Origin of the sequence: Hyphomonas sp., assembly GCF_046313975.1 — a bacterium.
Lineage (GTDB): Bacteria > Pseudomonadota > Alphaproteobacteria > Caulobacterales > Hyphomonadaceae > Hyphomonas.
On record NZ_JBKBXB010000002.1, the window covers coordinates 32,893 to 56,307 of the forward strand.

The window sequence follows — 23,415 nt, forward strand, 5'->3', positions numbered from 1 at the left end:
CTCCCCAAATGCCCGAAGCCTATATCTACGATGCTGTGCGCACGCCGCGCGGGAAAGGCAAATCCTCCGGTGCGCTGCACGAGATCACGGCGCTGAGCCTTGGCACGCAGGTGCTGCAGGCCATCCGTGACCGGAACAATCTCGACACGTCGAAAGTTGACGATGTCGTATTCGGCTGCGTCTCGCCCGTCGGCGAGCAGGGCGGCGACATTGCCCGCATTGCGGTGCTGAATGCCGACTACGCCGAAACAACCGCCGGTGTGCAGGTCGACCGGTTCTGCGCCTCGGGCCTCGAGGCCTGCAACATGGCCGCCTCGAAAGTCATCACCGGCGAGGCCGACATGGCCATCGGCGGCGGTGTCGAATCGATGAGCCGCGTGCCGATGGGCGCAGCCGGCGGCGCCTGGTCGACCGATCCGCAGATCGCGCTCAAATCCTACTTCACGCCGCAAGGCATCGGCGCCGACACGATCGCCACGAAGTACGGCTTCAGCCGCGATGACGTGGACGCTTTCGCCGTCGAAAGCCAGCGCCGTGCGGCGCAGGCATGGAAGGAAGGCCGCTTCAAGAATTCCATCGTGCCGGTGCGCGATCAGATGGGCGGCGTACGTCTCGCTCATGACGAATTCATGCGCCCCGACACAACGATGCAGAGCCTCGCCGCGCTCGACCCGTCCTTTGCCGGCATGGGCGCGATGGGTTTCGACGAGGTGATCAAGCAGCGCTATCCGGAGCTTGAGAAAATCAATCACGTTCACCATGCCGGCAACTCGTCGGGCATCGTGGACGGTGCTTCGGCGGTGCTGTTCGGCTCCAAGGAAATGGGCGAGGCGATGGGCCTGAAGCCGCGCGCCCGCGTGCGCGCGATGGCTTCCATCGGCTCGGAGCCCGGCATCATGCTCACGGGGCCGACCTATGTGACGCAGAAAGTGCTGAAGAAGGCCGGGATGGATGTGAAGGACATCGACATCTACGAGCTGAATGAAGCCTTCGCTTCGGTTGTCATGCTGATGATGAAGCTCCTGAACATTCCGCACGAGAAGATGAACGTGAACGGCGGCGCCATCGCCATGGGCCACCCGCTGGGTGCCACCGGCGGCATGATCCTCGGCACGGTGCTCGATGAGCTCGAGCGGTCCGACAAGGAAACCGGCCTCATCACCCTCTGCGTCGGCGCCGGCATGGGCACGGCCACGATCATCGAGCGCGTTTGATCCCCACACTGATTGATTGGAACTGATACAATGAAACTCGAAACTTTTAGTTGGGAAGTCGACGGCGATGGCATCGCGCATGCCGTCTTCGATGTGCCGGGCCGCAGCATGAACACGCTGACGGGCAAGGCCGTGGCCGACATCATCGCGATCACCAAGGAAGTTGCCACGAATGAGGCCATCAAGGGCCTTGTGCTCTCGTCCGGCAAGGCCAGCGGCTTCTGCGCCGGGGCAGACCTCGGCGAGATGGGCGACCGCGCAGGCAGCGGCGGAGATGCGAAGAAGAAATCCGTCGACGAACTGAAAAAGGAACAGTTCGAGGCGGGCTTCTCGCTGAACGGCACGCTGCGCAAGCTGGAGACCTGCGGCAAGCCGGTGGCCGTCGCGCTGAACGGCCTCGCTCTTGGTGGCGGCCTCGAAGTGGCGCTCGCCTGCCATTACCGCGTCGCGGCGAATGACAATCCGAAGATCCAGTTCGGCCTGCCAGAAGCCAAGATCGGCCTCCTGCCGGGCGCCGGCGGCACACAGCGCCTGCCGCGCCTGATCGGCATTCAGGCCGCGCTCCCGCTGATCCTGCAGGGCGAACCCTTCGATGCCCAGAAGGCGCATGCGATGGGCGTGGTGCAGGAACTTGCTCCGGGTACGGAGACGGTTGCCCGCGCCAAGGCCTGGGTGAAAGCGAATCCCAAAGCGAAGGCGCCGTGGGACGAGAAAGGCTTCAAGGTGCCGGGCGGCGTGCCGCACAAATCGCCGGGCGTTGGCCAGGTTGCCACCATGTCGAACATGATGCTGGCGGCGAAGACCTATGGCAATTATCCGGCGCAGAAGAACATCCTCTCCTGCATCTATGAAGGCATTCAGGTGCCGATAGATGCCGGCCTGCGCATCGAGACGCGCTATTTCATCAACACCCAGCAGCGCCCGGAAGCGAAAGCGATGATCCGCTCGCTGTTCCTCTCCACGCAGGCCCTGTCGAAAGGCGCGAACCGCCCGGCAGGCTATCCGAAGACGGAGTTCAAAAAGATCGCCGTCATCGGGGCCGGCCTGATGGGCGCAGGTATTGCCTATGTGCAGGCGAAAGCCGGCATCCCGACCGTACTCGTCGATGTGACGATGGAAGCCGCCGAGAAGGGCAAGCAATACTCCGTGCGCCTTGTCGAGAAGGATATCTCGCGCGGCAAGCTGACGAAGGAGAAGGGCGACGCCCTGCTCGCCCTGATCACGCCGACGACTTCGTATGACGATGTCAAAGGCGCCGATCTCGTGATCGAGGCGGTGTTCGAGGATGAGGCCCTGAAGGCGAAGATCACCCAGGCGGCTGAAGCCGTGATGGGCGAAGATGCCGTGTACGGAACAAACACCTCGACCCTGCCGATCACCGGCCTTGCGAAGGCTTCGAAACGCCCGGCAAACTTCATCGGCATCCACTTCTTCTCGCCGGTCGAGCGGATGGGGCTTGTCGAGATCATCAACGGCAAGGAGACGAGCGAAGCGACGCTGGCCAAGGCGGTCGACTATGTGCTCGCCATCCGCAAGACGCCGATCGTCGTCAATGACAGCCGCGGCTTCTACACCTCGCGCTGCTTCGGCACCTACACGCAGGAAGGTCTCGAGATGCTGTCGGAAGGCATCAAGCCAGCGATCATCGAGAATGTCGGCCGTCAGGCCGGCATGCCTATGGGTGCGCTGGAAGTGTCGGATTCCGTCGGTCTCGACACCGCTCTGAAAGTCGGCCGCGCCACGGCGAAAGCCACGGGCTTCGATTATAACGAAGCGCCGCTCGGCAAGCTGATGGCCTGGGTCGTGGAAGACAAGGGCCGCGTGGGCCGCAAGGCTGGCAAGGGCTTCTACGACTATAACGAACAGGGCAAGCCGGACCGGCTCTGGCCGGGTCTCAATGACCAGATCGAAGTGAAGATCGACGAGTGTCCGCCGGCGCTGAAGAAGGAACTCACCAACCGTCTCCTGTTCCGTCAGGCGATCGAGGTGAGCCGCTGCTTCGAGGAAGGCGTGATCACCGATGCGCGCGACGGCGATATCGGCTCCATCCTCGCCTGGGGCTTTGCGCCGTATACGGGCGGATGCGTCAGCTATATGGACCTGATCTGGGGCATCCCCGCCTTCGTCGCCGAGGCCGACCGCCTCGCCGACAAGTATGGCGAGCGCTTCCGCCCCGGCAAGTTGCTCCGCGACATGGCCGCCAAGGGCGAGACCTTCTACGAACGCTTCCCGCCCGCCGGCGAGAAGGCGAAGGTGAAGGAACCAGCATAATCCGGAGACGGATGGAATGAAGAAGGCCGGAGGGAAACCTCCGGCTTTTTCTATTCAGCTGTGCACTCGGATCTGCTTCGTTCTGAGGACCTCTTTGATGCATCTGGATCGCTCAATGCAAATTCGAGCATCAGCGCATCGATCTTGTCTTCCGGGTTCTGATCAATTTTGCCAAGCAAGACGGAAATCTTCTCGGAACCAAACTCCTCACCAGCGATCCGCATCTTGCAAATGCACTCAGTAGGACTGGAGGCACCAAACAAGTTTAACAGGCAGATTTCAGCGCTGTCTGAATTGAGCGTGTCCCTGCTGGAATCCGCGCACGATGGACCCAGAAACCCCAGCAGGCAAAGCGCGATGATAGTTCTGGGCAAATCAATCTCCTGTGGGAAACGCTTCCGGTCTAAAAATGTATGGTTGACGACTCAGACGGACGCAAGCAGTGGTGGCGTAGAACGGAACTCTAAATTGGGGGAATTTATGAAACTTGCTATTGTTCTTTGTGTCGCCGCAGGCGCTAGCCTCATAACCGGCTGCGCAACGAAGCGTTATCCGATCGCAACAGAACTTTCCGCAGTTGAGCAGAGGGCGCTTACTTGCAGAGAACTCGCGATTGAGCTTGCTAAAGCTGATGAAATTGAAGCGAAAATCACCGATACTGCTACGACAGACTGGCGTTCGGTTGCTGGATTTTTGGGTGACTATGGAATTGGCAACGCAATGGCGAAGTCGGAAGCTGCTAAGGCTCTCTCAGAGCGCCGGATGAGCATTAAAGCAGCGCAGGTGTCCCGTGGCTGTTCGGACGCCGCACTCCCCGCCGATGAACTAACTTCGACATCTTCTGAGGCGAGAGCCGCAGAGATCGTAAGGCAAGCCAATCAATAAATCCGTTTAATTTCGGATCAGCGAATTTTCTTGCAGCGCGAGCATCACTCCGGCATCGCCTTCGCCAGCAGCTCCCAGCTCTTCTGCAGAAACTCCGTATCCGGAGGGCTCGCGCCGGTGCGGACGATGACGAGGCCTTTTGAGGGCACGATGAAAACCTGGCGGCCGAGAAAGCCGAGGCCGGTGATCGTGTCTGCAGGTGCGGCGGGAATGAAGGCGCCCTCGCGGCGCACACCGCCAGCGGCGAGGCTCCAGTCGCCGGAGTTCAGCCACCAGAGGCGACCGTAGGCGGGATTTGTTTCCGTCGGTGCAAACAAGGCGGCAAGCGCTTCGGCGGAGATGACGCGGGTGCCATCCGGCGCGCGGCCATTGTCCAGCACCATCTGGCCAAAGCGGGAAAGCTCGCGCGGGGTGGAGACGAGCGCCATCGGGTTTCCGACATTGCCGAACGCAGCCGGGCGCGGGCGCCAGCCCGTCTCCGCAAGGCCAAGCGGGCGGGTGAGCCAGGCTTCGGTGATCGCGGCGAGCGGCGCGCCGCTGGCGGCTTCCAGCACGCTCTGCAGCTTGGCGTAGGCGGGTGTGTTGTAGAAGAATTTCTCGCCGGGTGCAGCTTCGGACGTAAGGTCTTCCTTCAGGCCCGAATTCATTTCCATCAGATGACGGACGGTAATCGCCGCCTCCTGTTCCGGCGCTGCCTTTGACCAGCCGGCCCCGAGATAATGCGAGGCGGGATAGTCCGCATTCAACAGGCCCTTGTCCTCCGCGATGCCGGCGAGCAGGGCGATGATGCTTTTCTGCAGCGAGGCGACATCCTCGACCAGCGCGCCATCGGCGGCGCGGCCGTGCACGAACAGGGCGAACATCGCATCGCCTACGGGAGCGGGCCAGACGCGCTCGGCAATGATCCGTTCACGGTCGATAATGACAATGCCCGTGGAGTTCTGCGCTTCTACATAGGCGAAATAGTCCTCCAGCGCAGCAGTATTCCAGCCGGCGATTTCCGGCAGGACGTAGAAGCCCTCGGCGGGCAGGGTGTTGGTGGCAGTGGCCGGCGCAGCAGGCTGGCTCATGCGCGGCGCGCTCACCGGCGCGGAGCAGGCGGCGAGCAGCAAGGCGCTGAGGATCAGGCGGAGGTGAGGCAAGGGCGGCTCCCGGTTTTGCGGGAAGCTAGCAGGGCAAGCTTGCACGGGCGAGCCCCCTCCGTCTCGCGCCTTTGGCGCGATCCACCTCCCCCGCGTTGCGGGGGAGGATGGTGTTTCGATTTGCCGGGAGGGCTACTTCTTCGCGCGGTTCCACCAGCCGGTGCGTTTCGGGCCTTCGGGCTGGGGTTCGGGCGCCGGTGCAGGTGCCGGGGCAGGTGCTGCCAACGGTGCCGGGGCTTCGGCCATTGCGGTCACGGGCTCAGGCTCGGGCACAGGTTCGGATTCCGGAGCCGGGGTTTCGATCACCGGTTCCGGTTGCGGCTCGGGCTGAGGCTCCGGCGCGGCTTCGGCCACCGGTTCGGCGGCCTCGGCTTTCGGGGCACGGCGGCGGCGAGGCTTGCGGGCCTCTTCCTCCGCAGGCGGAGCATCGGGCTCCATGGCTTCTGCGGCTTCGGCCGGTGCATCCGCCACGGCGTCAGCGTCCGGTTCGTCGCCCAGCATCGCTTCGGCGCTGGAGGACAGGCCGTCGAGATAGGCCCCGCCATCGGCGATGGCCGCGATCGTGGCGTCGCCCTCGCGGGCCTCGCCAGTGCGGCGCCGGCGGCGGCCACCCCGGCGTCCGCGGCGGCGGCGTTTCTTCGGCTGGCCATCGGCGTCGAGCTGCGGCGCGGCGCCATCTTCTGCGCCTTCCTCGTCATCATCCTCATCGCCGTCCTCGCCTTCGGCGTCGGCCTCGGCAACCGGGGCAGGCGAGGCCTCGCCATCAACGACTTCGAGGCCGGTCTCGCGGCCTTCGCGGCCCTTGCCCCCTCTGCGGCGGCGGCGGCGCTTGCGGCGCCCGCCCCCTTCTCCGGCAGCGGCGGGCGCGGGCGCATCGCCTTCATCCTCATCAGAGGCCTCATCATCCGTATCCGGAATGATGTCCTCGTCACCGTCCTCGTCATCCTCATCGCGCACCGATTGCGGCGTCGGCTTCATCAGCGAGCGCGGGGTCGGGCGTTTCTTCGGCTTCGCGCCGGGGTCGCGTTCGGCGTCGAGCGTGAAGTCGCCCGGCAGCATGTCTTCGGAGGAGTGGATCGACACGGCAAAGCCGGCGACCCGCTCGATCTCGATCAGGGCTTCGCGCTTGTTGTTGAGGATGTAGAGTGCCACATCGGTCGGCGCTTTCACCGAGATCGATTTCAGGCCGCCCATCGCGGCGCGGGCCTCGATGGCGCGGATCAGCTGCAGCGCGGCGGAGGGAATCGAGCGGCGCCGGCCGGTGCCGTTACAGGCCGAGCACGGGTCGGAGGTTGCCTGGAGCACGCCCTGACGGCGGCGCTGGCGGGAGATTTCCATCAGGCCGAACTGAGAGATGCGGCCATGCTGCACGCGCGCGCGGTCGACCTTCAGGCACTCCTTCAGGCGTTTCTCGACGGCGCGGTTGTTCTTGTTCTCCTCCATGTCGATGAAGTCGATAACGATCAGGCCGGCGAGATCGCGCAGGCGCATCTGGCGGCAGGCCTCCTCGGCCGCTTCCAGGTTGGTGCGCACGGCGGTCTGCTCGATATTGCGCTCGCGTGTTGCCTTGCCGGAGTTCACGTCGATGGCGACGAGGGCTTCGGTCTGGTTGATCACGAGATAGCCGCCGGATTTCAGCTGAACGACCGGCGAGTAGATCGAATCGAGCTGGTTCTCGACCGCTTCGGCGACGAAGAGCGGGTCTTCCTCGCGCCATTGCTGAACCTTTTTCGACTGGCTCGGCATGATGATCTTGGCGAGGTCTTTCGCCTCGCGGTAGGCCTCGTCGCCCTGCACCCAGACTTCCTCGATCTCCTTGTCGAACATGTCGCGCATGGCGCGGTGGACAAGGCCGCCCTCGGCATTGATCAGGGCCGGGGCTTCGGAATTCATGGTCTTCTCGACAATCTGTTCCCAGAGTTTCGAGAGATAGTCATAGTCGCGCTTGATCTCGGCCTTGGTGCGTTTGGCGCCGGCCGTGCGCACGATCAGGCCCTGGCCTTCCGGCACGTCCAGTTCCGAGACGATGGACTTGAGGCGCTTGCGGTCGGCCGAGTTGACGATCTTGCGGGAGATGCCGCCGCCGCGGGGCGTGTTGGGCATCAGCACCGAATAACGCCCGGCGAGGGAGAGGTAAGTGGTGAGGGCGGCGCCCTTGTTGCCGCGCTCTTCCTTGACGACCTGGACCAGCATGACCTGCCGGCGGCGGATCACTTCCTGGATCTTGTAGCGCTTGGAAATCGGGGTGCGCTGGGTCTTCTTCGGGCCACCATTCCGGCGGGCCGGCCTGGCCGAGCGGCGAGGGGCGGCTTCGTCGTCATTCTCGGCTTCCGCATCGCCTTCGCCGTCGTCGGCGGAGGCTTCGAACTCCTCGTCCTCGCCGTCTTCATCATCGCCGGCATGATCGTGGTCATGGTCATGGCTGTGGCCGCTCCCGCCATGGTCCATCTCGGCGCTCATGCCGTGGGGGACGTAGAGGCCGTCCTCATCATCCTCGATCGCCGCAGCAGCCTCGGCGGCGGCTTCGCGCAGGAGGGCTTCGCGGTCTTCGGCGGGCAGCTGGTAATAGTCCGGGTGGATCTCGCTGAAGGCGAGGAAGCCATGCCGGTTACCGCCATACTCGACGAAGGCGGCCTGGAGCGAGGGCTCCACCCGGGTCACTTTGGCGAGATAGATGTTTCCGCGGAGTTGTTCGCTGCCGGTTGTCTCGAAGTCGAAATCGTCAACCTGGCCATTGTTTACGATGGCAACCCGGGTCTCTTCGCCGTGGGCCGCATCGATCAGCATCAGTCTGCTCATGTAACAGAACCTTTCGGTCCGGCGCGGCGGGCCAGGGCGCAAGGCGCCTCAGATGGCCCGGATGGCCGGAGATAATTTGTTGTGAGGGATGTGCCGGCACGCGCGGAACCGCCGATCGCGAAGGCGACCCGGCGAATCCTGCAGTGTGTAAGGCACAAGTGCGCATTAATCCTTGCTTTCCGGAGCGCGCTGTCCGCTTGCCTTTCAGGGGAAGCCGGACCTGGGGCGCGCTGTTGGGAAACCTATGGGCCAGCCCCTTCGGACGGCCACGGACGCAATGTGCCCAATTTCGCCCCCAAATGAAAGAGCCAAATTCCGAACCGCTGAGCTGCAGGCATTCAGGCGCGGTCAAGCGGGGGTTAATCTTCCTGCGGCTATGACCGGCTGAGACGAATCGCCCTGAAGCCCGCTGGACCCGCCCCTGCCGCCGATGCTGAACGCCCTGCGCATCCTGATCCTACTACTCGGATTCAGCGGCCTTTTTCAGGCCTCCGCCGATGTGACGCAGGTGCGAATCGTAGGCGACGGGGCGCCCACCCGGATCACCATCTGGACCGACCGGCCCGAGACGGCCGATGCGCTGCTGATGGAACAGGGCGGGGAACGCAAGGTTGTGCTCCTGCTCACGCAGAACGGGTATTCGGCCGCCGGGGAAGGCACGGGCGGGGTGGAGGCATGGGCGCTCGCCCCCGACCGGCTGGAATTCTGGCTGGACCGGCCGCTGGCGGTGACCCGGATGCTGCGCCTGCCGCCGACCGGCAAGGAGCAGGCCTGGCGGGTGATCCTGGACCTCGACACGATCTCGGCGGCCCGCTTCACGACCAGTGCCCGCCGGGACACCAAGCGGCTGGCGAAGCTGGAAACCGAGATGGCGACGCAGCGGGCCGAAATCCGCCGGGAGTTGGCCGGAGCGGCGACCCAGCCGGCGCGCCGGTCCGGCAAGGGGCGCAAGCATGTGGTCGTCATCGATGCCGGCCATGGCGGGCGCGATCCCGGCGCCCTTGCCCTGTCGGGCGGGCGCGAGAAGGACATCACCCTGAAGGCGGCGCTCGACCTGCGCGACCTGCTGGAGAAATCCGGCCGCTATGACGTGCGCCTGACCCGGGAGACCGACATCTATGTCGAGCATGAGGACCGGGTGACCAAGGCCCGCAACTGGGGGGCGGAGCTGTTCATCTCCCTCCATGCCGATGCGGCGGCGGCGAGCAGCGTTTCCGGGGCCTCCGTCTACACGATCTCGGCCCGGGGCGAGACGCGGATCGACCGCGAGGCCAGCCGGAATGACTGGAAGATCGACATCGAGGATGGCACGCCGGAGCGCCTGAGCGGCCTTTTGGAAGATCTCGTGAAGCGCGAGACCAAGACCCGCTCGGCGGAGTTTGCCGAGATGCTGCTGCCGGAACTGGCCAAGGCCGGGCCAGTGCTGCGCAACACCCACCGCAATGCCGGCTTCTATGTGCTGCTCGCCCCGGACGTGCCGGCTGTTCTGCTGGAGCTCGGCTTCCTGACCAATGCGGACGATGCCAAGCGGCTGCAGTCCGACAAGGGCAGGGCGGCGGCGGTGAAGGCCGTGGCGGCGGCCATCGACACCTATTTCGACCAGCAGGACCTGCGCCTCGCCTCGAACTGACCGGCCCTGACCGTTCCGGGCCTCTTGCCGGGCCTGCCGGATGCTGCAAACTGCCGGGCATGACATTCCACCGATTGTTCGGGGCGCTGGCGCCCCTCCTGCTTGCCGCAGCCTGCGCGAGCACATCCTATCCCGGCAGCACGGGAACCCCGGCCGAGGCGCGCGCCTATGGCGACTTCATGATCGCGCGCTTTGCGGCGATGACGAATGACCCGGCCGCGGCCTCGCGCCATTACGCCTCCGCCCTGTCGACCGCGCCGGAGGGCGCCTCGGTGGCGGAGCGGGCGGTGTTTTCGGCGCTGCTGGCCAATGACTATGCCCTCGCCGCCGGCATGGCGCGACGGGCGAGCGATACAGGCAATGAGTCCGGCCTCGTGCGGCTGACACTGGCCATCGACACGCTGGGGCGCGGGCGCCACCGGCAGGCGATCGACCTGATCGAGGCGAGCGACTTCCGCGCCTTCAACCGCATGATGGGCCGCAACCTGTCCGCCTGGGCGTTGTTCGGCGAGAAGGATGTGGCGGGCGCCGAGGCGGTGCTGATGAGCAACCTGACCGGCGAGCCGCGCCTCGACAGCGCCACGCTGCACATGCTGGGCTTCATGCAGGCCTCGGCCGGCGAGGATGCCAAGGCTGCCGAAACCTTCGCGGCGCTTTGGGAGACCGGCGCGCGCCTTGCCGTGGGCGCGGAGGCCTATGCGCGGCTGCTGGCCACGCGGGGCGACAGCGAGGCGGCCATCAATGTGCTCGACGCGTTCCGCAGGGATGTGGGCCAGAACGCCGCGTTGGAAGCTCTGAAGGCGGACATTCTGGCCGGCAAGGCGACGCCGCCAAGGCGGCTGACAGCGCGCGAGGGCGCGGCGCTGGCGGTGTACCTGCCGGCCTCGGCGCTGATGTTCCAGTCGAGCGATGATGTCTCGGCGGTCTATTTCGTGCTGGCGCTGGCGCTGGACCCGGAGATGCAGGCGGCGCGGGCCCTGCTGGGGCAGGCGCTGATCCAGTCCGGCCGGGAGGGAGAGGCAATCCGTGTACTGAGGGCCGTGCCGGAAAACTCGCCCTATTATGCGACCGCGCGCGGGCAGCTGGCGCGGGCGCTGATGCTGACCGGCCAGCCGGAAGAGGCGCTGAAAGTGGCGGGCGAGGCGCTGGCGGCTAAGCCGGAGCGGGCGCTGCAATTGCAGCTGGCGAACCTTTATTCCTCGCAGGACCAGTATGCCGAGGCCGAGGCCGTGCTGGACGATATTCTGTCGGCGGACGCCGCTGCAGGCCGCGAGGACTGGCAGGCGGTGTTCATGCGCGGCGCGGCGCGCGAGCGGCTGAACAAGTGGGAGGACGCCGAAGCCGACCTGTCGAGAGCGCTCGAGCTGAGCCCCGACAATGCGACCGTGCTGAACTATCTCGGCTATTCCTGGATCGACCGCGGCATACGGCTGGAGGAAGGCTTTGACCTGATCCGCCGGGCCGTGGAGCTGGAGCCTCGCTCCGGCCATATCATCGACAGCCTCGGCTGGGCGCACTACAAGCTCGGCCAGTATGAAGAGGCGGTGGACTATCTCGAACGCGCCGTTGAGCTGCTGCCTGGTGATCCTGTGCTGAACGATCATCTTGGCGATGCCTACTGGCAGGTGGGGCGCAGGAAAGAGGCAGGCTTCCAGTGGCGGCGTGCACTGAAACTTGATCCGTCTGCGGAGGAGCGCGCGAAGATCGAGGAGAAGCTGATGGGAGGCATTCCGCTGGAGCCGCCCGCGCGTGGCAATTCGGCGGCGCCGTGACGGACGGCTGCAGATGACAACGCTTGCCACACCGGCACCGGCCAAGGTGAACCTGTTCCTGCATGTCGGGCCGGTGAAACCGAACGGGCGGCATGATCTTGACTCGCTGGTGGCCTTTGGCGGCATTGGCGCGTCAGACTATGTGAAGGCGGAGCTTGCGGACGAGATCAGCCTGACGGTGAACGGCCCGTTTGGCGCCGATGCGGGGTCAGTGGAGGACAATCTCGTGCTGCGCGCGGCAAAGGCCTTGCAGCAGGCCTCCGGTGTGCGCGCGGGCGCGCGGATCGAGCTGCAGAAATGGCTGCCTGTGGCGGCGGGGATCGGCGGGGGATCGTCCGATGCGGCGGCGGTGCTCCGCAGGCTGACGGAGCTCTGGGGCGTGGACCGGGCACATGCTCGGGCTATTTCGCCGGGCCTTGGCGGCGATGTGCTGGTTGCGCTGGAGGGCGCGCCGGCACGGATGCAGGGGGAGGGTGAGCGGGTGACGCCTGCGGCGCTGCCCTGGATTTCGGCGCTGCTGGTCAATCCGCGTGTGGTCTGCCCGACCGGGCCAGTGTTCCGCGCGTTTGATGGGGATGGCGGCGGGGCGGATTTCTCCGAGATTGATCCGTGGCCGGAGTTTTCTTCGGCGAAGGCGCTGGGCACATGGCTGGCGCGCCAGCGCAATGACCTTGAAGCGCCGGCGATCCGGCTTGTGCCGCAGATCGGCGAGGTGCTGGACCTACTGGCGCAGCAGCGCGGGGCCCTGCTGGCGCGGATGAGCGGATCGGGCGCGACCTGCTTTGCGCTGTTTGCGGAACTTGCCGAGGCCGAGCGTGCCTCGATCATCCTCAAACAGGAGCGCCCGGACTGGTGGGCCGTTCCGACGCGACTCGGAGGCGAGCGGTGGACATAATTGCGGCGGTGCTGACGCCCTTCGTGGTGAGCCTGCTCGTCTGTGGGCTGATGGTCCGGTTCGGGCCGAAGGATGCGCCGGATGGCGGACGCAAGACGCAGGCCGCACCTGTGCCGAGCTCCGGCGGGGTCGGCATCCTGGCGGGCGTCGCGGCATCGATGGCGGCGCTGGAGGCGTTGGGCGCGCATGTTGCCGGCCTGATGTTTGCCCCGCCCTTGGCGGGGGTGGCGGGCTTCTGCGTCGTGGCGGCGCTGCTCGGCTGGCTGGACGATGCGAAGGGTCTGCCGGCTTCGGCGAAACTGCTGGCGCTGGTGGGGGCTGCGCTCGGCGCTGTGCTGCTCGGGACGGCGCCGGCGGGACTGTTCGTGGGCGGAGCGGCGATTGCGCTGCCTGCGATCCTGGGCGGGCTTCTGGCGGCCGCGGTGGTCTTTGTGATGGCGAATGCCGTGAACTTCATGGACGGGGCGAACGGCATCGCCATGGGCACGGCGCTAATCATCCTCGCTTCGCTTGTCCTGTTGCTGGCGCCGTCGGCGGCGCTGATGCCGGAGCGGCAGGATCTGGCCTTGCTGACCGGCCTGTTGCTGGCGGCGGCGGCAGCGACCGGCGGTTTCTTGTTCTGGAACCTGCGCGGCAAACTGTTTGCCGGGGATGCGGGGGCTTTGTCCGTAGGCGGACTGATCGGCGGGGCGTCTGTCATCTATGCGGGCGTCGGGCCGGTGCTGGTGCCGCTGACGTTGTGCCTGCCGATCCTGATCGATGTGTTCATGACCCTCGCCTGGCGGGCGCGGCGCGGGGCGCCGCTGATGCAGGCGCACCGGGATCATGCCTATCAGATCCTGCTGCGCGCGGGCTGGCCGCATGTGCAGGTGGCGCGGGTCTGGTGGGGCATGACGGCGGTGTGCGCCGGCGCGGTGGTGGCCGGGCCGTTCGCGGCGCAGGCCGGGGCATATGATGCGGGCGGGCTGCCGGTGGATGTGATAGTGTTTGTGGGGCTCGCGGCGGCGGGCGTGTGGCTGTGGCTGAAGCAGCGGCGCGAGCTGGGCGCGAAGCTGGCGGCGGAGGGGAAGTAAGGGGCTCTTTTTATTCTTGCTCGGTGCTCTTCGCGGGCTGAAGCCCGCGGCGTTCGCGGGTAAATCGCAGTGCGATTTCTGGTCCCGCTCACCGCCTGCGCTTTGCTCGTGAGAGCATCAGGCCGCGAAGGTGTGGATCGCATCACTTTATGTCTTCCGCCCAGCACCTTTGCCCGGAGAGGCCTGGGCCTTCCGGGTGCGGATGAATGGGTTTTGAGGAAAGCTCAGCTTGAGTTGTGATAGGCCGTGCGCGTGTGGGCGACGGCGGTGTTGAGCCTGTCGAGGAGGGCGCGGCCCTGGTCGGTGATCGGGCGCGCGGCGTAGCCGGGGATGCGCCAGAGCGAGAGGACCGGGCGTTCGGGGGCGACGCGCGCCTCAAGGCGTTTGAGGCGCCGGGCGGCGGCGGCCGGGTCGGCGAAGGCGGCCTGAAGCGCGGCGAGGCGGCGCAGCAGGCGGTCGCGGTAGGCATCGAAGCTGGGCGCAGGGCGCGGCGGCGGCGGGCGCGGAATAGGGTCGTCGAAATTGCGGATGCGGGGGCCGGTGTGCGGCGTGGGTTTTGCGCGGCGGGGGTCGGGGCTGCGCGGGAGCGGTTCGGTGAGGCGGAAGAGGGGCGTGCGGGTTTTTTGGTCCGTATACGGAGCAGGATTTCCGGCTGCGCGGAGATTCACTGGGAACGGTTTCGGGGCGCGTGCGGGTTCAAGTGTGGCGGCGATGAGGTGGATGAGGCGGCGCAGGGCGGTTTCGGCGGGGACGAGGAAATGCTTGCAGACCTTGATGAGCTGCGGCCGCGCGCCGAGATAGCCCGGCGCGAGTAGCTCCGTGAGCTGACCAATCAGCTAGCCGATGAGGCTGTTGGCCTCACGGACGAGTTCTGGTTCAGGGGGCGGGCTCGGGTGCATGAGAGAAGTATCTCATGGCCCGGGAGGTGTAGCGTAACTTCCTGTGGAATTCTTTTAACGCGCTGATTGGGTTGGGGATTTTTTCGGGAAGTGTTGCGTAAGGGGGGGCTGGGCGCCTGCCGTGGATACCTGCGGAGGCAGGTATCCAGCGTACTCAAAGGCTGGACCCCTGCCTGCGCAGGGGTCTGCGGAGTTTGTGCGTGGGGCGGCCCCCTCCGTCTCGCGCTTTCAGCGCAATCCACCTCCCCCGCTTCGCAGGGGAGGAGGGGCGTTGTGCCTGGGGTTGGGATCAGTACGCCCGGCTGACGCAGAAGTCGGCGAGGTCTTCGAGGGCGTCGCGGTAGCGGGAGGCGGGCAGGGTGCGCAGGGCGCCCTTGGCGAGGGCGGCGTAGGCTTCGGCTTCCTGCACGGTGGCCTCGGCGGCGCCGGTGGCGCGGATCAGGTGAACGGCGTGAGCGAGATCTGAATCTTCCTGCGTCTCGGGATTCAGCGCGCGGTCCCAGAAGGCGCGGTCTTCGTCCGAGCCGCGGCGGCGCGCGATGATGACCGGCAGGGTGATCTTGCCTTCCCGGAAATCGTCGCCGACGGATTTGCCGATAACGGAGGTGGTGCCGCCATAGTCGAGCGCGTCATCGATGATCTGGAAGGCGAGGCCGAGATTCTTGCCATAGGTGGCGAGCGCGCCGGCATGGGTTTCGCTGCCCACGGAGAGGGCGCCGGTTTCGGCGGCGGCTTCGAACAGGGCGCCGGTCTTGGCTTCGACGATGGCGAGATATTCCTCGGTCGGCAGGTCGCGCGACTGCATGGCGGCGAGCTGGCGCACTTCGCCTTCGGCGATCACCGTGGAGGCGGTGGCGAGGCGGTTGAGGATGGTCAGACTGTTGGTTTCGACCAGCAGGTTGAAGGCGCGGGCGAAAAGGAAGTCGCCGACCAGGATGGAGGCCTTGTTGCCCCAGATCGTCTTGGCGGCGGGCTTGCCGCGGCGCAGGGCGCTCTCGTCGACGACATCATCGTGCAGGAGCGTGGCGGTGTGGATGAACTCGACCGCGGCGGCGAGGGCGTGGGTGGCGGGGTTTGCCTCGCCCACCGCATTTGCGGCGATCAGGGTGATCAGCGGGCGCAAACGCTTGCCGCCGGCCGAGACGATGTAGCCGGAAAGGTCCGGGATGATGGAGACGGGGCTGGCGGCGCGGGTGGCAAGGAGGTGTTCGACCGCGGCAATGTCCGCCGCGACCAGATCCTGCATCCGGTCGACCAGCGAGGACAGCTGCGCCTTGCTTTTCGGTTTCGGGGCAAGGGTCAAAGGACGGGCTCCGTTCAGGGTCTGCCTGAGGTTTAAGTAATTCTACGAGGCTCCATGTCCAAGGCGACGTGGCACCGGGCCGCATGTATTCAGCCGATGACGGGTTTGTCATCAACCCCGGAAAGGCTGGACTGCTGACAAGCAGGGCGGATTCGCGGTAGATGTGGCCCATGAAACACGCGATCCTCATCCCCGCCCTCGCCCTTGTGGCCGCCTGTGCCACATCCACCGCCTATGCGCCCGCCAAAAAGGAGGGCGCGGTAGGCTACATGTCACAGCAGCTGGAGACGGGCCGCCACCGGATTTCCTACACGGATACGGACCCCCTGCGGGCGCGCAACATGGCGCTGCTGCGGGCCAGCGAGATCACGCTGATGGAGGGCAAGGACTGGTTCGAGATCACCCATGAGGGGATGGAGACCGAACAAAAGCGCGGCGGCGGCACGTCGATCAGTGTGGGCGGCGGCACGGGGTCCTATGGGCGTTCGTCGAGCGTCGGCGTAGGGGTCGGCTTCGGCATTCCGCTGGGCGGGGGCAGTTCCGGCAGGTCGACCCAGATCCTCGAGATCGTGACCGGCGCCGGGCCGAAACCGGACAAGGCGGAAGCGTATGACGCGCGCTCGGTGGAGATGAACCTGCGGGTGGCATCCTACTGATGGAGGAGGCCTTCCGGACGAATGATCCGGTGAAGCTCTCCTATGCCGAACACCTGCTGAGCGAGGCGGGCGTCGAATATTTCGTGGCCGACCGGCACATCTCTGCCGTCGAGGGAAATATCGGCGTGTTCCCGCGGCGCATTCTTGTGCCGGCAGAGCAGATAGCGCGGGCAAGGCTGGCCCTGGCGGGTGTGGAGCCGGGATGAGCGCGGTGACCGAAGACACGGTGTATCAGGGCCGGGTGAAACTTGTTCAGCCTGCGGAGGGTTTCCGCGCGGGCTTTGACTCGCTGCTGCTGGCCGCGGCTTTGCCGGAGATGGCGGGCGGCGAGGCGCTGGAGCTCGGATGCGGGTGCGGCGGGGCGCTGCTGCCGGCGGCGTTCCGGTTGCCGGGGGTGAGCTTTACCGGCGTGGAGCAGGACGGCGCGGTGGCCGAGATGGCGCGCGCGGGTGCGGACGAGAACAGGTTTGGCGCGCGGGTGCGCATCGAGACGGCGGAGGCGGGCGATTGGGTGAAGGCCCATGAGAACCGGTTTGATCTTGTCTTTGCCAATCCGCCTTACTTCGAGCCGGGCAAGATTTCGGAGCCGGGCGCGGGCAAGGCGGGGGCGTATCTGGAGAGCCTGAGCCTCGAGGACTGGGTGAAGGCGATGCTGTTTGCGGCGAAGCCGAGGGCGCCGGTGGTGATGGTGCACCGGGCGGCGGAGCTGGCGCGGGTGCTGGCGCAGTTTGACCGGCAGGCAGGCGAGATCACCGTGCTGCCGGTGGCGTCGAAGGCGGGCGAGGCGGCGCGGCGCGTGCTGGTGCGCGGGCGCAAGGGGCTGAAGCGCGGGCCGCTGACGCTGCTGGCCCCGCTGGTGACGCATGACGCCGATGGCAGCGCGCGCACCGAGGCGGCGCAGGCGGTGGTGGAGGGAAGGGCCGTTTCCTGGTGAGGCGGGGCCGATTTTGCTTGCAATCCGGGCGGGGGTCCCCAATTCAGAGTTGAGGGGGGCACGGAGGACGCGACCATGTTCACATTCCTTTTCGTAGCGAGCCTGATCCTCGGCGTGGTGATCGCATGGGTTGGCCTGTTCGGGAACCGGGACTATGACGATCCGGCCAAGCGCAAGCGCAAGTGAGGCCGTTGCGCGCCGGGCGCTGAGGCGCTAGGTCCGGCGGGATTATTTGTACGGACGATGCCCATGCCCGCCCCGAAGGCCCACGCCAAACCGAAATCGTTTCAGGACCTGATCCTGACGCTGCAAAACTATTGGAGCGCGCAGGGCTGCGCGATCCTGCAGCCGTATGACATGGAAGTGGGCGCGGGCACGCTGCACCCGGCCACCGTGCTGCGCGCGCTGGGGCCGAAACCGTGGCGGGCGGCCTATGTGCAGCCCTCGCGCCGGCCGAAAGATGGCCGCTATGGCGAGAACCCGAACCGGCTGGGGCATTATTATCAGTATCAGGTGATCCTGAAGCCGAACCCGCCGAACCTGCAGGACCTCTATCTGGAGAGCCTCTACCGGATCGGGATTGATCCGTCCGTACACGACATACGTTTCGTGGAGGACGACTGGGAGAACCCGACCGTGGGCGCCTGGGGGCTCGGATGGGAAGTGTGGTGTGACGGGATGGAAGTGTCGCAATACACCTATTTCCAGCAGGTGGGCGGGCTGGACGTGGCGCCGGTTTCGGGCGAACTGACTTACGGGCTCGAGCGTCTCGCAATGTATGTGTTTGGCGTCGACAATGTGTATGACCTGCCGTTCAATGATCCGGACTCGGATGTTCCGCTGACCTATGGCGATGTGTTCCTGGAGAATGAGCGCCAGCAGAGCGCGTTCAATTTCGAGCATTCGGATGTCGAGATGCTGAAGCGCTGGTTTGCCGATTGCGAGGCGCAGTCTGTGGCGCTGCGGGAAGCGGGCAAGCCGCTGGTGGCGTATGATTATGCGCTGAAGGCCAGCCACACCTTCAACCTGATCGATGCACGCGGCGCGATCTCGCCGACCGAGCGGCAGGCGTATATTGCGCGCGTGCGCGACCTGGCGCGCGGCGCGGCGGCGCAGTGGGCGGAGCAGGAAGCGGCGCGGGGCTGAAGTCGCTGAACCGGCCTGTGAACCCCTCGCCCCCAAGGAGGCAAGGGCGCTTGAGAGGGAACAATCTGAATCTCTCGTTCGACTTGACGTGTGACGTCATGCGTCATATATCTCCTCACGAATGATCCAGAGTTTCGGGGACCGTGCGACTGAATCTTTCGCAAATGGCGAAGATGTGCGGGCGTTCCGGGGATTTCGGGAGCAGGCCCGGAGGCGGTTGCAGGTGCTGAATGCGGCGCAGTCGTTACAGGACCTTGGCGCATTGCGTAGCAACCGGCTGGAAGCGTTGCGCGGGAATTATGCCGGGCACTTCAGTATCCGGATCAACGACCAGTGGCGGATCGTGTTCCGGTGGGCGCGCGGGGCGCCTGGGCCGGAAGACGTGACGATCGTGGACTATCATTGAAGGCGGTGAAAGCGATGAAGAACTTTGCCATCCATCCGGGAACGGTGCTTGCGGAGGAACTTGCCGAACTGGGCATGACGCTGACGGCGGCGGCCAAGGCGCTCGGCGTGCCGGCGAACCGGGTTTCGCAGATCGTCAACGGGCATCGCGCGATCACGGCGGATACGGCGCTCCGGCTCGCGCATTGGCTCGGCACGACGCCGCAATTCTGGATGAACCTGCAGGCGGCCTATGATCTGGCAGTTGCCGAAGCGGAAGTGGGCGCAGCGATCCGCAAACTGCCGCGGCGGGAAACTGCATGAGCTCTGCTGCCGAAACCCGTATGGCGCGGGCCCTTGCTGCCATCCGCATGGGCGTGGCGCTGCTAATCTTTATTCATGGCGCGGCGCGGGTGGCGGCGGGCGGCGTAGCGCCGTTTGGCGCGTGGCTGGAGACGCAGGGCTTTCCGGTGGGGATTGCGTGGGCGTGGGGCGTGACGGGATATGAGCTTGTCGCGCCGGCGCTGATCATTCTCAGGCGGTTTGTGAGCGTGCTCTGCCTCGGGCATGTGGGCATTCTGGCGCTGGGGATGGTGATGGTGCACCTGCCGAATGGCTGGTTTGTTGTCGGGCTCGGACGCAACGGGGTGGAGTATAGCGTGCTGCTGATCCTCTGCCTTGCGGCGGTGGCGTGGGCAGAGTGGCCCGGGCGGAAAAAGTCAGATGCCGCTCATGGCGCGGGATAGGGGAAGCCACCACCGGCGTGATAGATGGCCGAGACGGCGAGGTGGGCGGCGAGTGTCAGCGGCAGCGCGATGACGAAGACGCGGTGAACCTGCCGGCGGGTGTGCCAGTCGTAGAGCACGGCGAGCGCCGCGAACAGCCAGAAGGGCGTGAACGTGTTGATGATCATGCCGAAGAAACCGTCGCCGAAAGCATCCATCAGCGCTTCGCCCCACCAACGGGTGTAGGCAGCGCCGACGATGGTGATCGTGGCGAGGAAGATCAATCGTTTGTGGGCGGACGGATCGGCGCGCAGAATAAGCGCGGCGCCGGCGAGCATCACGAAGGCGGCGGTGTAGAAGAGCGGGATGATGAAGAAGGCCTGCGCGAGGTGATCCTCCGGACCGCGGAAGCGCTGGGCGAGGATTTCGGACCAGACGCCGCTGACCGCCATGACCGGGATGAGCGCCAGCGCGCTGAGGCCGAGGAGATGATGGAGCGGCGCGCGCTTCACGCGGATGAGCAGGACCTGCAGGGTGAGCAGCACCAGCCAGCCGGGATAGACGAAGGCGTGGACCTGCAGGATGAGCGAGGCCTTGTAGGGGGCCTGTCCGGTGAAACGGTCGGTGACGGCCGGGGCGAAGCCCATGACGGTGCCGAGCCAGCAGGCGAGGACGAAGGCGAGGTAGAAGGTGCGGTCCCACGGATGGTAAGGCGCGAAGCGCGCCGGTGGCTGTGCCGGTACGGATGCCGTCATACCGCGTCCTCCCCAGGATTGGGCGGAGTTTGTGTCCGCAGGCGGGCGGCGTCAACCTTGCAACCCCGGCGTGCGGCGCGCAGTATTGGCTGCCTGTAGGGAGGATGACGCCATGAGCGAGCCTGAAATTGCCGGCCGGGAGCCGTTGCCGGTCGAGGTGGAGCAGGGGAAGATGTACTGGTGGTGCGCGTGCGGACGGTCGAAGACACAGCCGTTCTGCGATGGCAGCCACAAGGGCACGGAGTTCACCCCGGTCGGCTGGGAATGCCAGAAGACCGGCCGGGCGTTCTTCTGTGCCTGCAAGCGCACAGGCAAGCAGCCGCTGTGCGACGGGAGCCATAACGGGCTTTGAGGGCGAGGTAGGCCCCCTCCCTCAGTCCGCTGCGCGGACTGCCACCTCCCCCGCTTCGCAGGGGAGGATGAAGAGGAGCGCACCTTGACCCCGGCGCGGGCGGCTGTAAGCCGGGGCGTTCTCTTTTCCGGTGATTGACAGGCCCATGGCTGAACTTCTGCTCGAACTTTTTTCCGAGGAAATTCCCGCGCGCATGCAGGCGAAGGCGGAGGCGGACCTCCTGGCCGCCGTGACGGGCAAGCTGAAGGAGGCGGGGCTCTCCTGGAAGGCGGCGTTTGGCGTTTCCGGGCCGCGGCGGCTGACGGTCGTAGTCGAGGGGCTGGACGCGCGCTCGGCAGATGTGCGCGAGGAGAAGAAGGGGCCGAAGGTCGGCGCGCCGGAGCAGGCGATTGCGGGTTTCCTGCGCGGGGCGGGGCTGAAGGATATTTCCGAGGCGAGCATCGTTTCCGACGCGAAGAAGGGCGACTTCTATGTGGCCTATACGACTGTGCCGGGGCGCGACGCGAAAGACGTGATCGCCGAGGCTGTGCCGGAGATCGTGAAGACATTCCACTGGACGAAATCGATGCGGACGGCGGACGGCGACCTGCGCTGGGTGCGTCCGCTGCAGCGGATCGTGTGCCTTCTCGATGGCGCGGTGGTGCCGTTTGAAGTGGGCGGCCTGGCGAGCGGGAATGTGACCGAGGGGCACCGCGTCCACGGGCGTGGTCCGTACACGGTCAAATCCTGGGCGGATTACAAGCAGCAGCTGGAAGGCAAGGGCCATGTCGTGCTGTCGCGCGATGACCGGCGCGCGGTGATCCTGAAGGGGATCGAGGCGGCGTGTTCGGGCGCGGGGCTGCAGTGGATTGAAGACAAGGGCCTGCTGGAAGAAGTGGTGGGCCTGGCGGAATGGGCGGTGGTCGTCCTTGGGCGGATGGACCCTGATTTCCTCGACCTGCCGCCGGAAGTGATCACGCTGTCGATGCGCACGCACCAGAAGTATTTCGCGGCAACGGATGCGAAGACGGGCAAGCTGGCGCCTGTGTTCATCGTGGTGGCGAACATTGCGGCGAGCGATGGCGGCGCGAAGATTGCCGAGGGCAATGCGCGCGTGCTGTCGGCGCGGCTGTCGGATGCACGCTTCTTCTGGGAGAAGGACAAGGCGACGCCGCTGGAAGTGATGGGCGAGAAGCTGAAGACCATCGCGTTCAAGGAGGAGCTGGGCTCGCTCGGCGACAAGGTGGAGCGGGTGGCGGCGCTGGCGCGGGAGCTTGCACCGAAGGTTGGGGCGGAACCTGACCTCGCAGAGCGCGCGGCGCGGCTGGCGAAGGCGGACCTTGTGTCCGAGATGGTCGGCGAGTTTCCGGAATTGCAGGGCGTGATGGGGCGGTATTATGCGCTGGCCGCCGGCGAGGATGCGCGCGTCGCCGATGCGATCCGCGATCATTACAAGCCGCAGGGGCCGGGCGATTCCGTGCCTTCGGAGCCGGTTTCGGTGGCGGTCGCGCTGGCGGACAAGCTCGACACGCTGGTGGGCTTCTGGGCGATCGATGAGAAGCCGACGGGATCGAAGGACCCGTTCGCGCTGCGGCGCGCGGCGCTGGGTGTGGTGAGGATTGTATTGGAGAATAAGCTCAAGGTTGGATTGTCCTACTCGATGATCCAACCCGATCACAGAGCCAAACAAGCGATTGTTCGTGCAAGTTTGACTCGTCTCGACACTGAAAAGTTGGATGAGGCTGAACGCGCCTCAAAGGCCAAGGCTATCAAAGAGCAATTCGCTCGGTATGACGAAGATGCGAAAGGATTCATCGCCCGCGTGGCGAGCCTGAAAACAGAGGCAGAGCTTTTAGCTAGTTTCCTCGATCAGCTTCCTCCGACAATTTTGAATCTGCGCGAGTTTTTCTCCGACCGCCTCAAGCAAGTCCTCCGCGATCAGGGCAAGCGGCATGACCTGATCGATGCGGTGTTTGCTCTGGGTGAGGATGATCTGGTGCTTATCGTGAAGCGGGTGGAAGCGCTCGGCGCGTTCCTTGCGACGGAGGATGGGGCGAACCTGCTGGCGGGGTATCGGCGGGCGGCGAATATCCTGAAGGCGGAAGAGAAGAAGGGCGCGCTGCCGGGCGCGGACAAGGTGGATGCGAAGCTGGTGGCCAAAGGGCCGGAGGCAGAGCAGGCGCTGGCGAAGGCGCTGGGCGATGTGAAGGCGACGCTCGCCGGGCCGCTGGAGACGGAAGACTTTGCCGGGGCGATGACGGTGCTGGCGGGCCTGCGCGCGCCGGTCGATGCCTTCTTCGAGGCGGTGATGGTGAACGATCCCGATGCGGCGGTGCGGACGAACCGGCTGGCGCTGCTGGCAGGCGTGCGCGACGCGATCCATCAGGTGGCGGATTTCTCGCGGATTGAGGGCTGAGGCAACCTGTTCCGCATCGGAACGGGCAGGGCGCGGCGGCGGGGCAACACTTTGCGCGGCGCGCGAATTAACAACGTTGTCACTCGCGCCGGAGACGAAACGCGCACTTCTCTTTGGGTGTGCGATGCAGCATAGGACTTGCACAAAATGGCGGCTGGGCGAGTCCCGGCTGCAGGTAGAGACAG

22 protein-coding genes are annotated in these 23,415 nt (G+C 65.7%); 16 read left to right on the forward strand and 6 right to left on the reverse strand.

Translation table 11 applies throughout. The features are described 5' to 3' along the window. Positions 1-8 precede the first annotated feature (8 nt). Together ACK4TE_RS01060 and ACK4TE_RS01065 are read left to right on the forward strand one after the other, a co-directional pair. Positions 9-1,214, forward strand: coding sequence for an acetyl-CoA C-acetyltransferase (locus ACK4TE_RS01060; protein ID WP_409909611.1), 1,206 nt, complete (start codon positions 9-11; stop codon positions 1,212-1,214). Positions 1,215-1,244: 30 nt separating this feature from the next. Continuing rightward, positions 1,245-3,485: a 3-hydroxyacyl-CoA dehydrogenase NAD-binding domain-containing protein gene (locus ACK4TE_RS01065; RefSeq protein ID WP_409909612.1), complete on the forward strand. Its 2,241-nt coding sequence runs from the start codon at positions 1,245-1,247 to the stop codon at positions 3,483-3,485. Between the two features lie 50 nt (positions 3,486-3,535). Here ACK4TE_RS01065 and ACK4TE_RS01070 read toward each other — a convergent pair whose 3' ends face one another. Further along, positions 3,536-3,859: a hypothetical protein gene (locus tag ACK4TE_RS01070; RefSeq protein ID WP_409909613.1), complete on the reverse strand. Its 324-nt coding sequence runs from the start codon at positions 3,857-3,859 to the stop codon at positions 3,536-3,538. 106 nt (positions 3,860-3,965) lie between these two features. On the opposite strand from ACK4TE_RS01070, the gene ACK4TE_RS01075 reads away from it, so the two are divergent. Next, positions 3,966-4,370 (forward strand): hypothetical protein, encoded by a 405-nt coding sequence (locus tag ACK4TE_RS01075; protein ID WP_409909614.1) that lies wholly within the window; start codon positions 3,966-3,968, stop codon positions 4,368-4,370. 44 nt (positions 4,371-4,414) lie between these two features. On the opposite strand, the gene ACK4TE_RS01080 is transcribed toward ACK4TE_RS01075, so the two are convergent. Together ACK4TE_RS01080 and ACK4TE_RS01085 are read right to left on the reverse strand one after the other, a co-directional pair. Next, positions 4,415-5,512 (reverse strand): serine hydrolase domain-containing protein, encoded by a 1,098-nt coding sequence (locus ACK4TE_RS01080; protein WP_409909615.1) that lies wholly within the window; start codon positions 5,510-5,512, stop codon positions 4,415-4,417. A gap of 132 nt (positions 5,513-5,644) precedes the next feature. Continuing rightward, the gene (locus tag ACK4TE_RS01085) at positions 5,645-8,311 is read right to left on the reverse strand and encodes a ribonuclease E/G (protein ID WP_409909616.1); all 2,667 of its coding nucleotides are present in this window, start codon (positions 8,309-8,311) and stop codon (positions 5,645-5,647) included. Positions 8,312-8,741: 430 nt separating this feature from the next. On the opposite strand from ACK4TE_RS01085, the gene ACK4TE_RS01090 reads away from it, so the two are divergent. Genes ACK4TE_RS01090 through ACK4TE_RS01105 form a run of 4 tightly spaced genes read left to right on the forward strand, consistent with a single transcriptional unit; the run spans position 8,742 to position 13,681 of the window. Then, positions 8,742-9,941 carry an N-acetylmuramoyl-L-alanine amidase gene (locus tag ACK4TE_RS01090; RefSeq protein WP_409909617.1) on the forward strand — a complete coding sequence of 400 codons (1,200 nt, stop codon included), beginning with the start codon at positions 8,742-8,744 and terminating at the stop codon, positions 9,939-9,941. Positions 9,942-10,000: 59 nt separating this feature from the next. Beyond that, positions 10,001-11,713: a tetratricopeptide repeat protein gene (locus ACK4TE_RS01095; protein ID WP_409909618.1), complete on the forward strand. Its 1,713-nt coding sequence runs from the start codon at positions 10,001-10,003 to the stop codon at positions 11,711-11,713. 13 nt (positions 11,714-11,726) lie between these two features. Next, positions 11,727-12,608, forward strand: a complete 882-nt coding sequence (locus tag ACK4TE_RS01100) for a 4-(cytidine 5'-diphospho)-2-C-methyl-D-erythritol kinase (RefSeq protein ID WP_409909619.1) — start codon at positions 11,727-11,729, stop codon at positions 12,606-12,608. Further along, positions 12,599-13,681 carry a glycosyltransferase family 4 protein gene (locus ACK4TE_RS01105; RefSeq protein ID WP_409909620.1) on the forward strand — a complete coding sequence of 361 codons (1,083 nt, stop codon included), beginning with the start codon at positions 12,599-12,601 and terminating at the stop codon, positions 13,679-13,681. The genes ACK4TE_RS01100 and ACK4TE_RS01105 overlap by 10 nt, the downstream gene beginning before the upstream one ends. A gap of 224 nt (positions 13,682-13,905) precedes the next feature. On the opposite strand, the gene ACK4TE_RS01110 is transcribed toward ACK4TE_RS01105, so the two are convergent. Together ACK4TE_RS01110 and ACK4TE_RS01115 are read right to left on the reverse strand one after the other, a co-directional pair. Continuing rightward, positions 13,906-14,349: a hypothetical protein gene (locus tag ACK4TE_RS01110; RefSeq protein ID WP_409909621.1), complete on the reverse strand. Its 444-nt coding sequence runs from the start codon at positions 14,347-14,349 to the stop codon at positions 13,906-13,908. Between the two features lie 520 nt (positions 14,350-14,869). Then, positions 14,870-15,826, reverse strand: coding sequence for a polyprenyl synthetase family protein (locus ACK4TE_RS01115; protein WP_409909727.1), 957 nt, complete (start codon positions 15,824-15,826; stop codon positions 14,870-14,872). 227 nt (positions 15,827-16,053) lie between these two features. On the opposite strand from ACK4TE_RS01115, the gene ACK4TE_RS01120 reads away from it, so the two are divergent. The 7 genes from ACK4TE_RS01120 (at position 16,054) to ACK4TE_RS01150 (ending at position 19,749) form a co-directional block, all read left to right on the forward strand. Beyond that, entirely contained in the window at positions 16,054-16,539 is a 486-nt protein-coding gene (locus tag ACK4TE_RS01120) for a CC0125/CC1285 family lipoprotein (RefSeq protein ID WP_409909622.1), read from the forward strand. Beyond that, positions 16,539-16,745 (forward strand): DUF2007 domain-containing protein, encoded by a 207-nt coding sequence (locus tag ACK4TE_RS01125; RefSeq protein ID WP_409909623.1) that lies wholly within the window; start codon positions 16,539-16,541, stop codon positions 16,743-16,745. Before ACK4TE_RS01120 ends, ACK4TE_RS01125 begins: the two co-directional genes overlap by 1 nt. Continuing rightward, positions 16,742-17,473 carry a tRNA1(Val) (adenine(37)-N6)-methyltransferase gene (locus tag ACK4TE_RS01130; RefSeq protein ID WP_409909624.1) on the forward strand — a complete coding sequence of 244 codons (732 nt, stop codon included), beginning with the start codon at positions 16,742-16,744 and terminating at the stop codon, positions 17,471-17,473. The genes ACK4TE_RS01125 and ACK4TE_RS01130 overlap by 4 nt, the downstream gene beginning before the upstream one ends. A 249-nt stretch (positions 17,474-17,722) precedes the next feature. After that, positions 17,723-18,619 carry a glycine--tRNA ligase subunit alpha gene (locus ACK4TE_RS01135; protein ID WP_409909625.1) on the forward strand — a complete coding sequence of 299 codons (897 nt, stop codon included), beginning with the start codon at positions 17,723-17,725 and terminating at the stop codon, positions 18,617-18,619. Positions 18,620-18,740: 121 nt separating this feature from the next. Further along, complete coding sequence (locus tag ACK4TE_RS01140) at positions 18,741-19,025, forward strand: type II toxin-antitoxin system RelE/ParE family toxin (protein ID WP_409909626.1); 285 nt, start codon at positions 18,741-18,743, stop codon at positions 19,023-19,025. Positions 19,026-19,039: 14 nt separating this feature from the next. Continuing rightward, complete coding sequence (locus ACK4TE_RS01145) at positions 19,040-19,327, forward strand: HigA family addiction module antitoxin (protein ID WP_409909627.1); 288 nt, start codon at positions 19,040-19,042, stop codon at positions 19,325-19,327. Then, the gene (locus tag ACK4TE_RS01150) at positions 19,324-19,749 is read left to right on the forward strand and encodes a DoxX family protein (RefSeq protein WP_409909628.1); all 426 of its coding nucleotides are present in this window, start codon (positions 19,324-19,326) and stop codon (positions 19,747-19,749) included. The genes ACK4TE_RS01145 and ACK4TE_RS01150 overlap by 4 nt, the downstream gene beginning before the upstream one ends. Here ACK4TE_RS01150 and ACK4TE_RS01155 read toward each other — a convergent pair. After that, entirely contained in the window at positions 19,734-20,483 is a 750-nt protein-coding gene (locus ACK4TE_RS01155) for a hypothetical protein (RefSeq protein WP_409909629.1), read from the reverse strand. The genes ACK4TE_RS01150 and ACK4TE_RS01155 overlap by 16 nt on opposite strands. Before the next feature lie 112 nt (positions 20,484-20,595). Here ACK4TE_RS01155 and ACK4TE_RS01160 point away from each other — a divergent pair, with 112 nt between their 5' ends. Together ACK4TE_RS01160 and glyS are read left to right on the forward strand one after the other, a co-directional pair. Beyond that, on the forward strand, positions 20,596-20,835 hold the full coding sequence (locus tag ACK4TE_RS01160) for a CDGSH iron-sulfur domain-containing protein (protein WP_409909630.1): 240 nt from the start codon (positions 20,596-20,598) through the stop codon (positions 20,833-20,835). A gap of 145 nt (positions 20,836-20,980) precedes the next feature. Beyond that, positions 20,981-23,230, forward strand: coding sequence for a glycine--tRNA ligase subunit beta (gene glyS, locus ACK4TE_RS01165; RefSeq protein WP_409909631.1), 2,250 nt, complete (start codon positions 20,981-20,983; stop codon positions 23,228-23,230). Positions 23,231-23,415: the final 185 nt, after the last annotated feature.

What these genes read in the sequence shown, in the direction of transcription:
- ACK4TE_RS01060 (WP_409909611.1), top strand. Translation starts at nt 9, where the DNA reads ATGCCCGAAGCCTATATCTACGATGCTGTGCGCACGCCGCGCGGGAAA.
- ACK4TE_RS01065 (WP_409909612.1), top strand. Translation starts at nt 1,245, where the DNA reads ATGAAACTCGAAACTTTTAGTTGGGAAGTCGACGGCGATGGCATCGCG.
- ACK4TE_RS01075 (WP_409909614.1), top strand. Translation starts at nt 3,966, where the DNA reads ATGAAACTTGCTATTGTTCTTTGTGTCGCCGCAGGCGCTAGCCTCATA.
- ACK4TE_RS01085 (WP_409909616.1), bottom strand. Translation starts at nt 8,311, where the DNA reads ATGAGCAGACTGATGCTGATCGATGCGGCCCACGGCGAAGAGACCCGG.
- ACK4TE_RS01090 (WP_409909617.1), top strand. Translation starts at nt 8,742, where the DNA reads ATGCTGAACGCCCTGCGCATCCTGATCCTACTACTCGGATTCAGCGGC.
- ACK4TE_RS01095 (WP_409909618.1), top strand. Translation starts at nt 10,001, where the DNA reads ATGACATTCCACCGATTGTTCGGGGCGCTGGCGCCCCTCCTGCTTGCC.
- ACK4TE_RS01100 (WP_409909619.1), top strand. Translation starts at nt 11,727, where the DNA reads ATGACAACGCTTGCCACACCGGCACCGGCCAAGGTGAACCTGTTCCTG.
- ACK4TE_RS01115 (WP_409909727.1), bottom strand. Translation starts at nt 15,826, where the DNA reads ATGCAGGATCTGGTCGCGGCGGACATTGCCGCGGTCGAACACCTCCTT.
- ACK4TE_RS01120 (WP_409909622.1), top strand. Translation starts at nt 16,054, where the DNA reads ATGAAACACGCGATCCTCATCCCCGCCCTCGCCCTTGTGGCCGCCTGT.
- ACK4TE_RS01125 (WP_409909623.1), top strand. Translation starts at nt 16,539, where the DNA reads ATGGAGGAGGCCTTCCGGACGAATGATCCGGTGAAGCTCTCCTATGCC.
- ACK4TE_RS01130 (WP_409909624.1), top strand. Translation starts at nt 16,742, where the DNA reads ATGAGCGCGGTGACCGAAGACACGGTGTATCAGGGCCGGGTGAAACTT.
- ACK4TE_RS01135 (WP_409909625.1), top strand. Translation starts at nt 17,723, where the DNA reads ATGCCCGCCCCGAAGGCCCACGCCAAACCGAAATCGTTTCAGGACCTG.
- ACK4TE_RS01140 (WP_409909626.1), top strand. Translation starts at nt 18,741, where the DNA reads ATGATCCAGAGTTTCGGGGACCGTGCGACTGAATCTTTCGCAAATGGC.
- ACK4TE_RS01145 (WP_409909627.1), top strand. Translation starts at nt 19,040, where the DNA reads ATGAAGAACTTTGCCATCCATCCGGGAACGGTGCTTGCGGAGGAACTT.
- ACK4TE_RS01150 (WP_409909628.1), top strand. Translation starts at nt 19,324, where the DNA reads ATGAGCTCTGCTGCCGAAACCCGTATGGCGCGGGCCCTTGCTGCCATC.
- ACK4TE_RS01155 (WP_409909629.1), bottom strand. Translation starts at nt 20,483, where the DNA reads ATGACGGCATCCGTACCGGCACAGCCACCGGCGCGCTTCGCGCCTTAC.
- ACK4TE_RS01160 (WP_409909630.1), top strand. Translation starts at nt 20,596, where the DNA reads ATGAGCGAGCCTGAAATTGCCGGCCGGGAGCCGTTGCCGGTCGAGGTG.
- glyS (WP_409909631.1), top strand. Translation starts at nt 20,981, where the DNA reads ATGGCTGAACTTCTGCTCGAACTTTTTTCCGAGGAAATTCCCGCGCGC.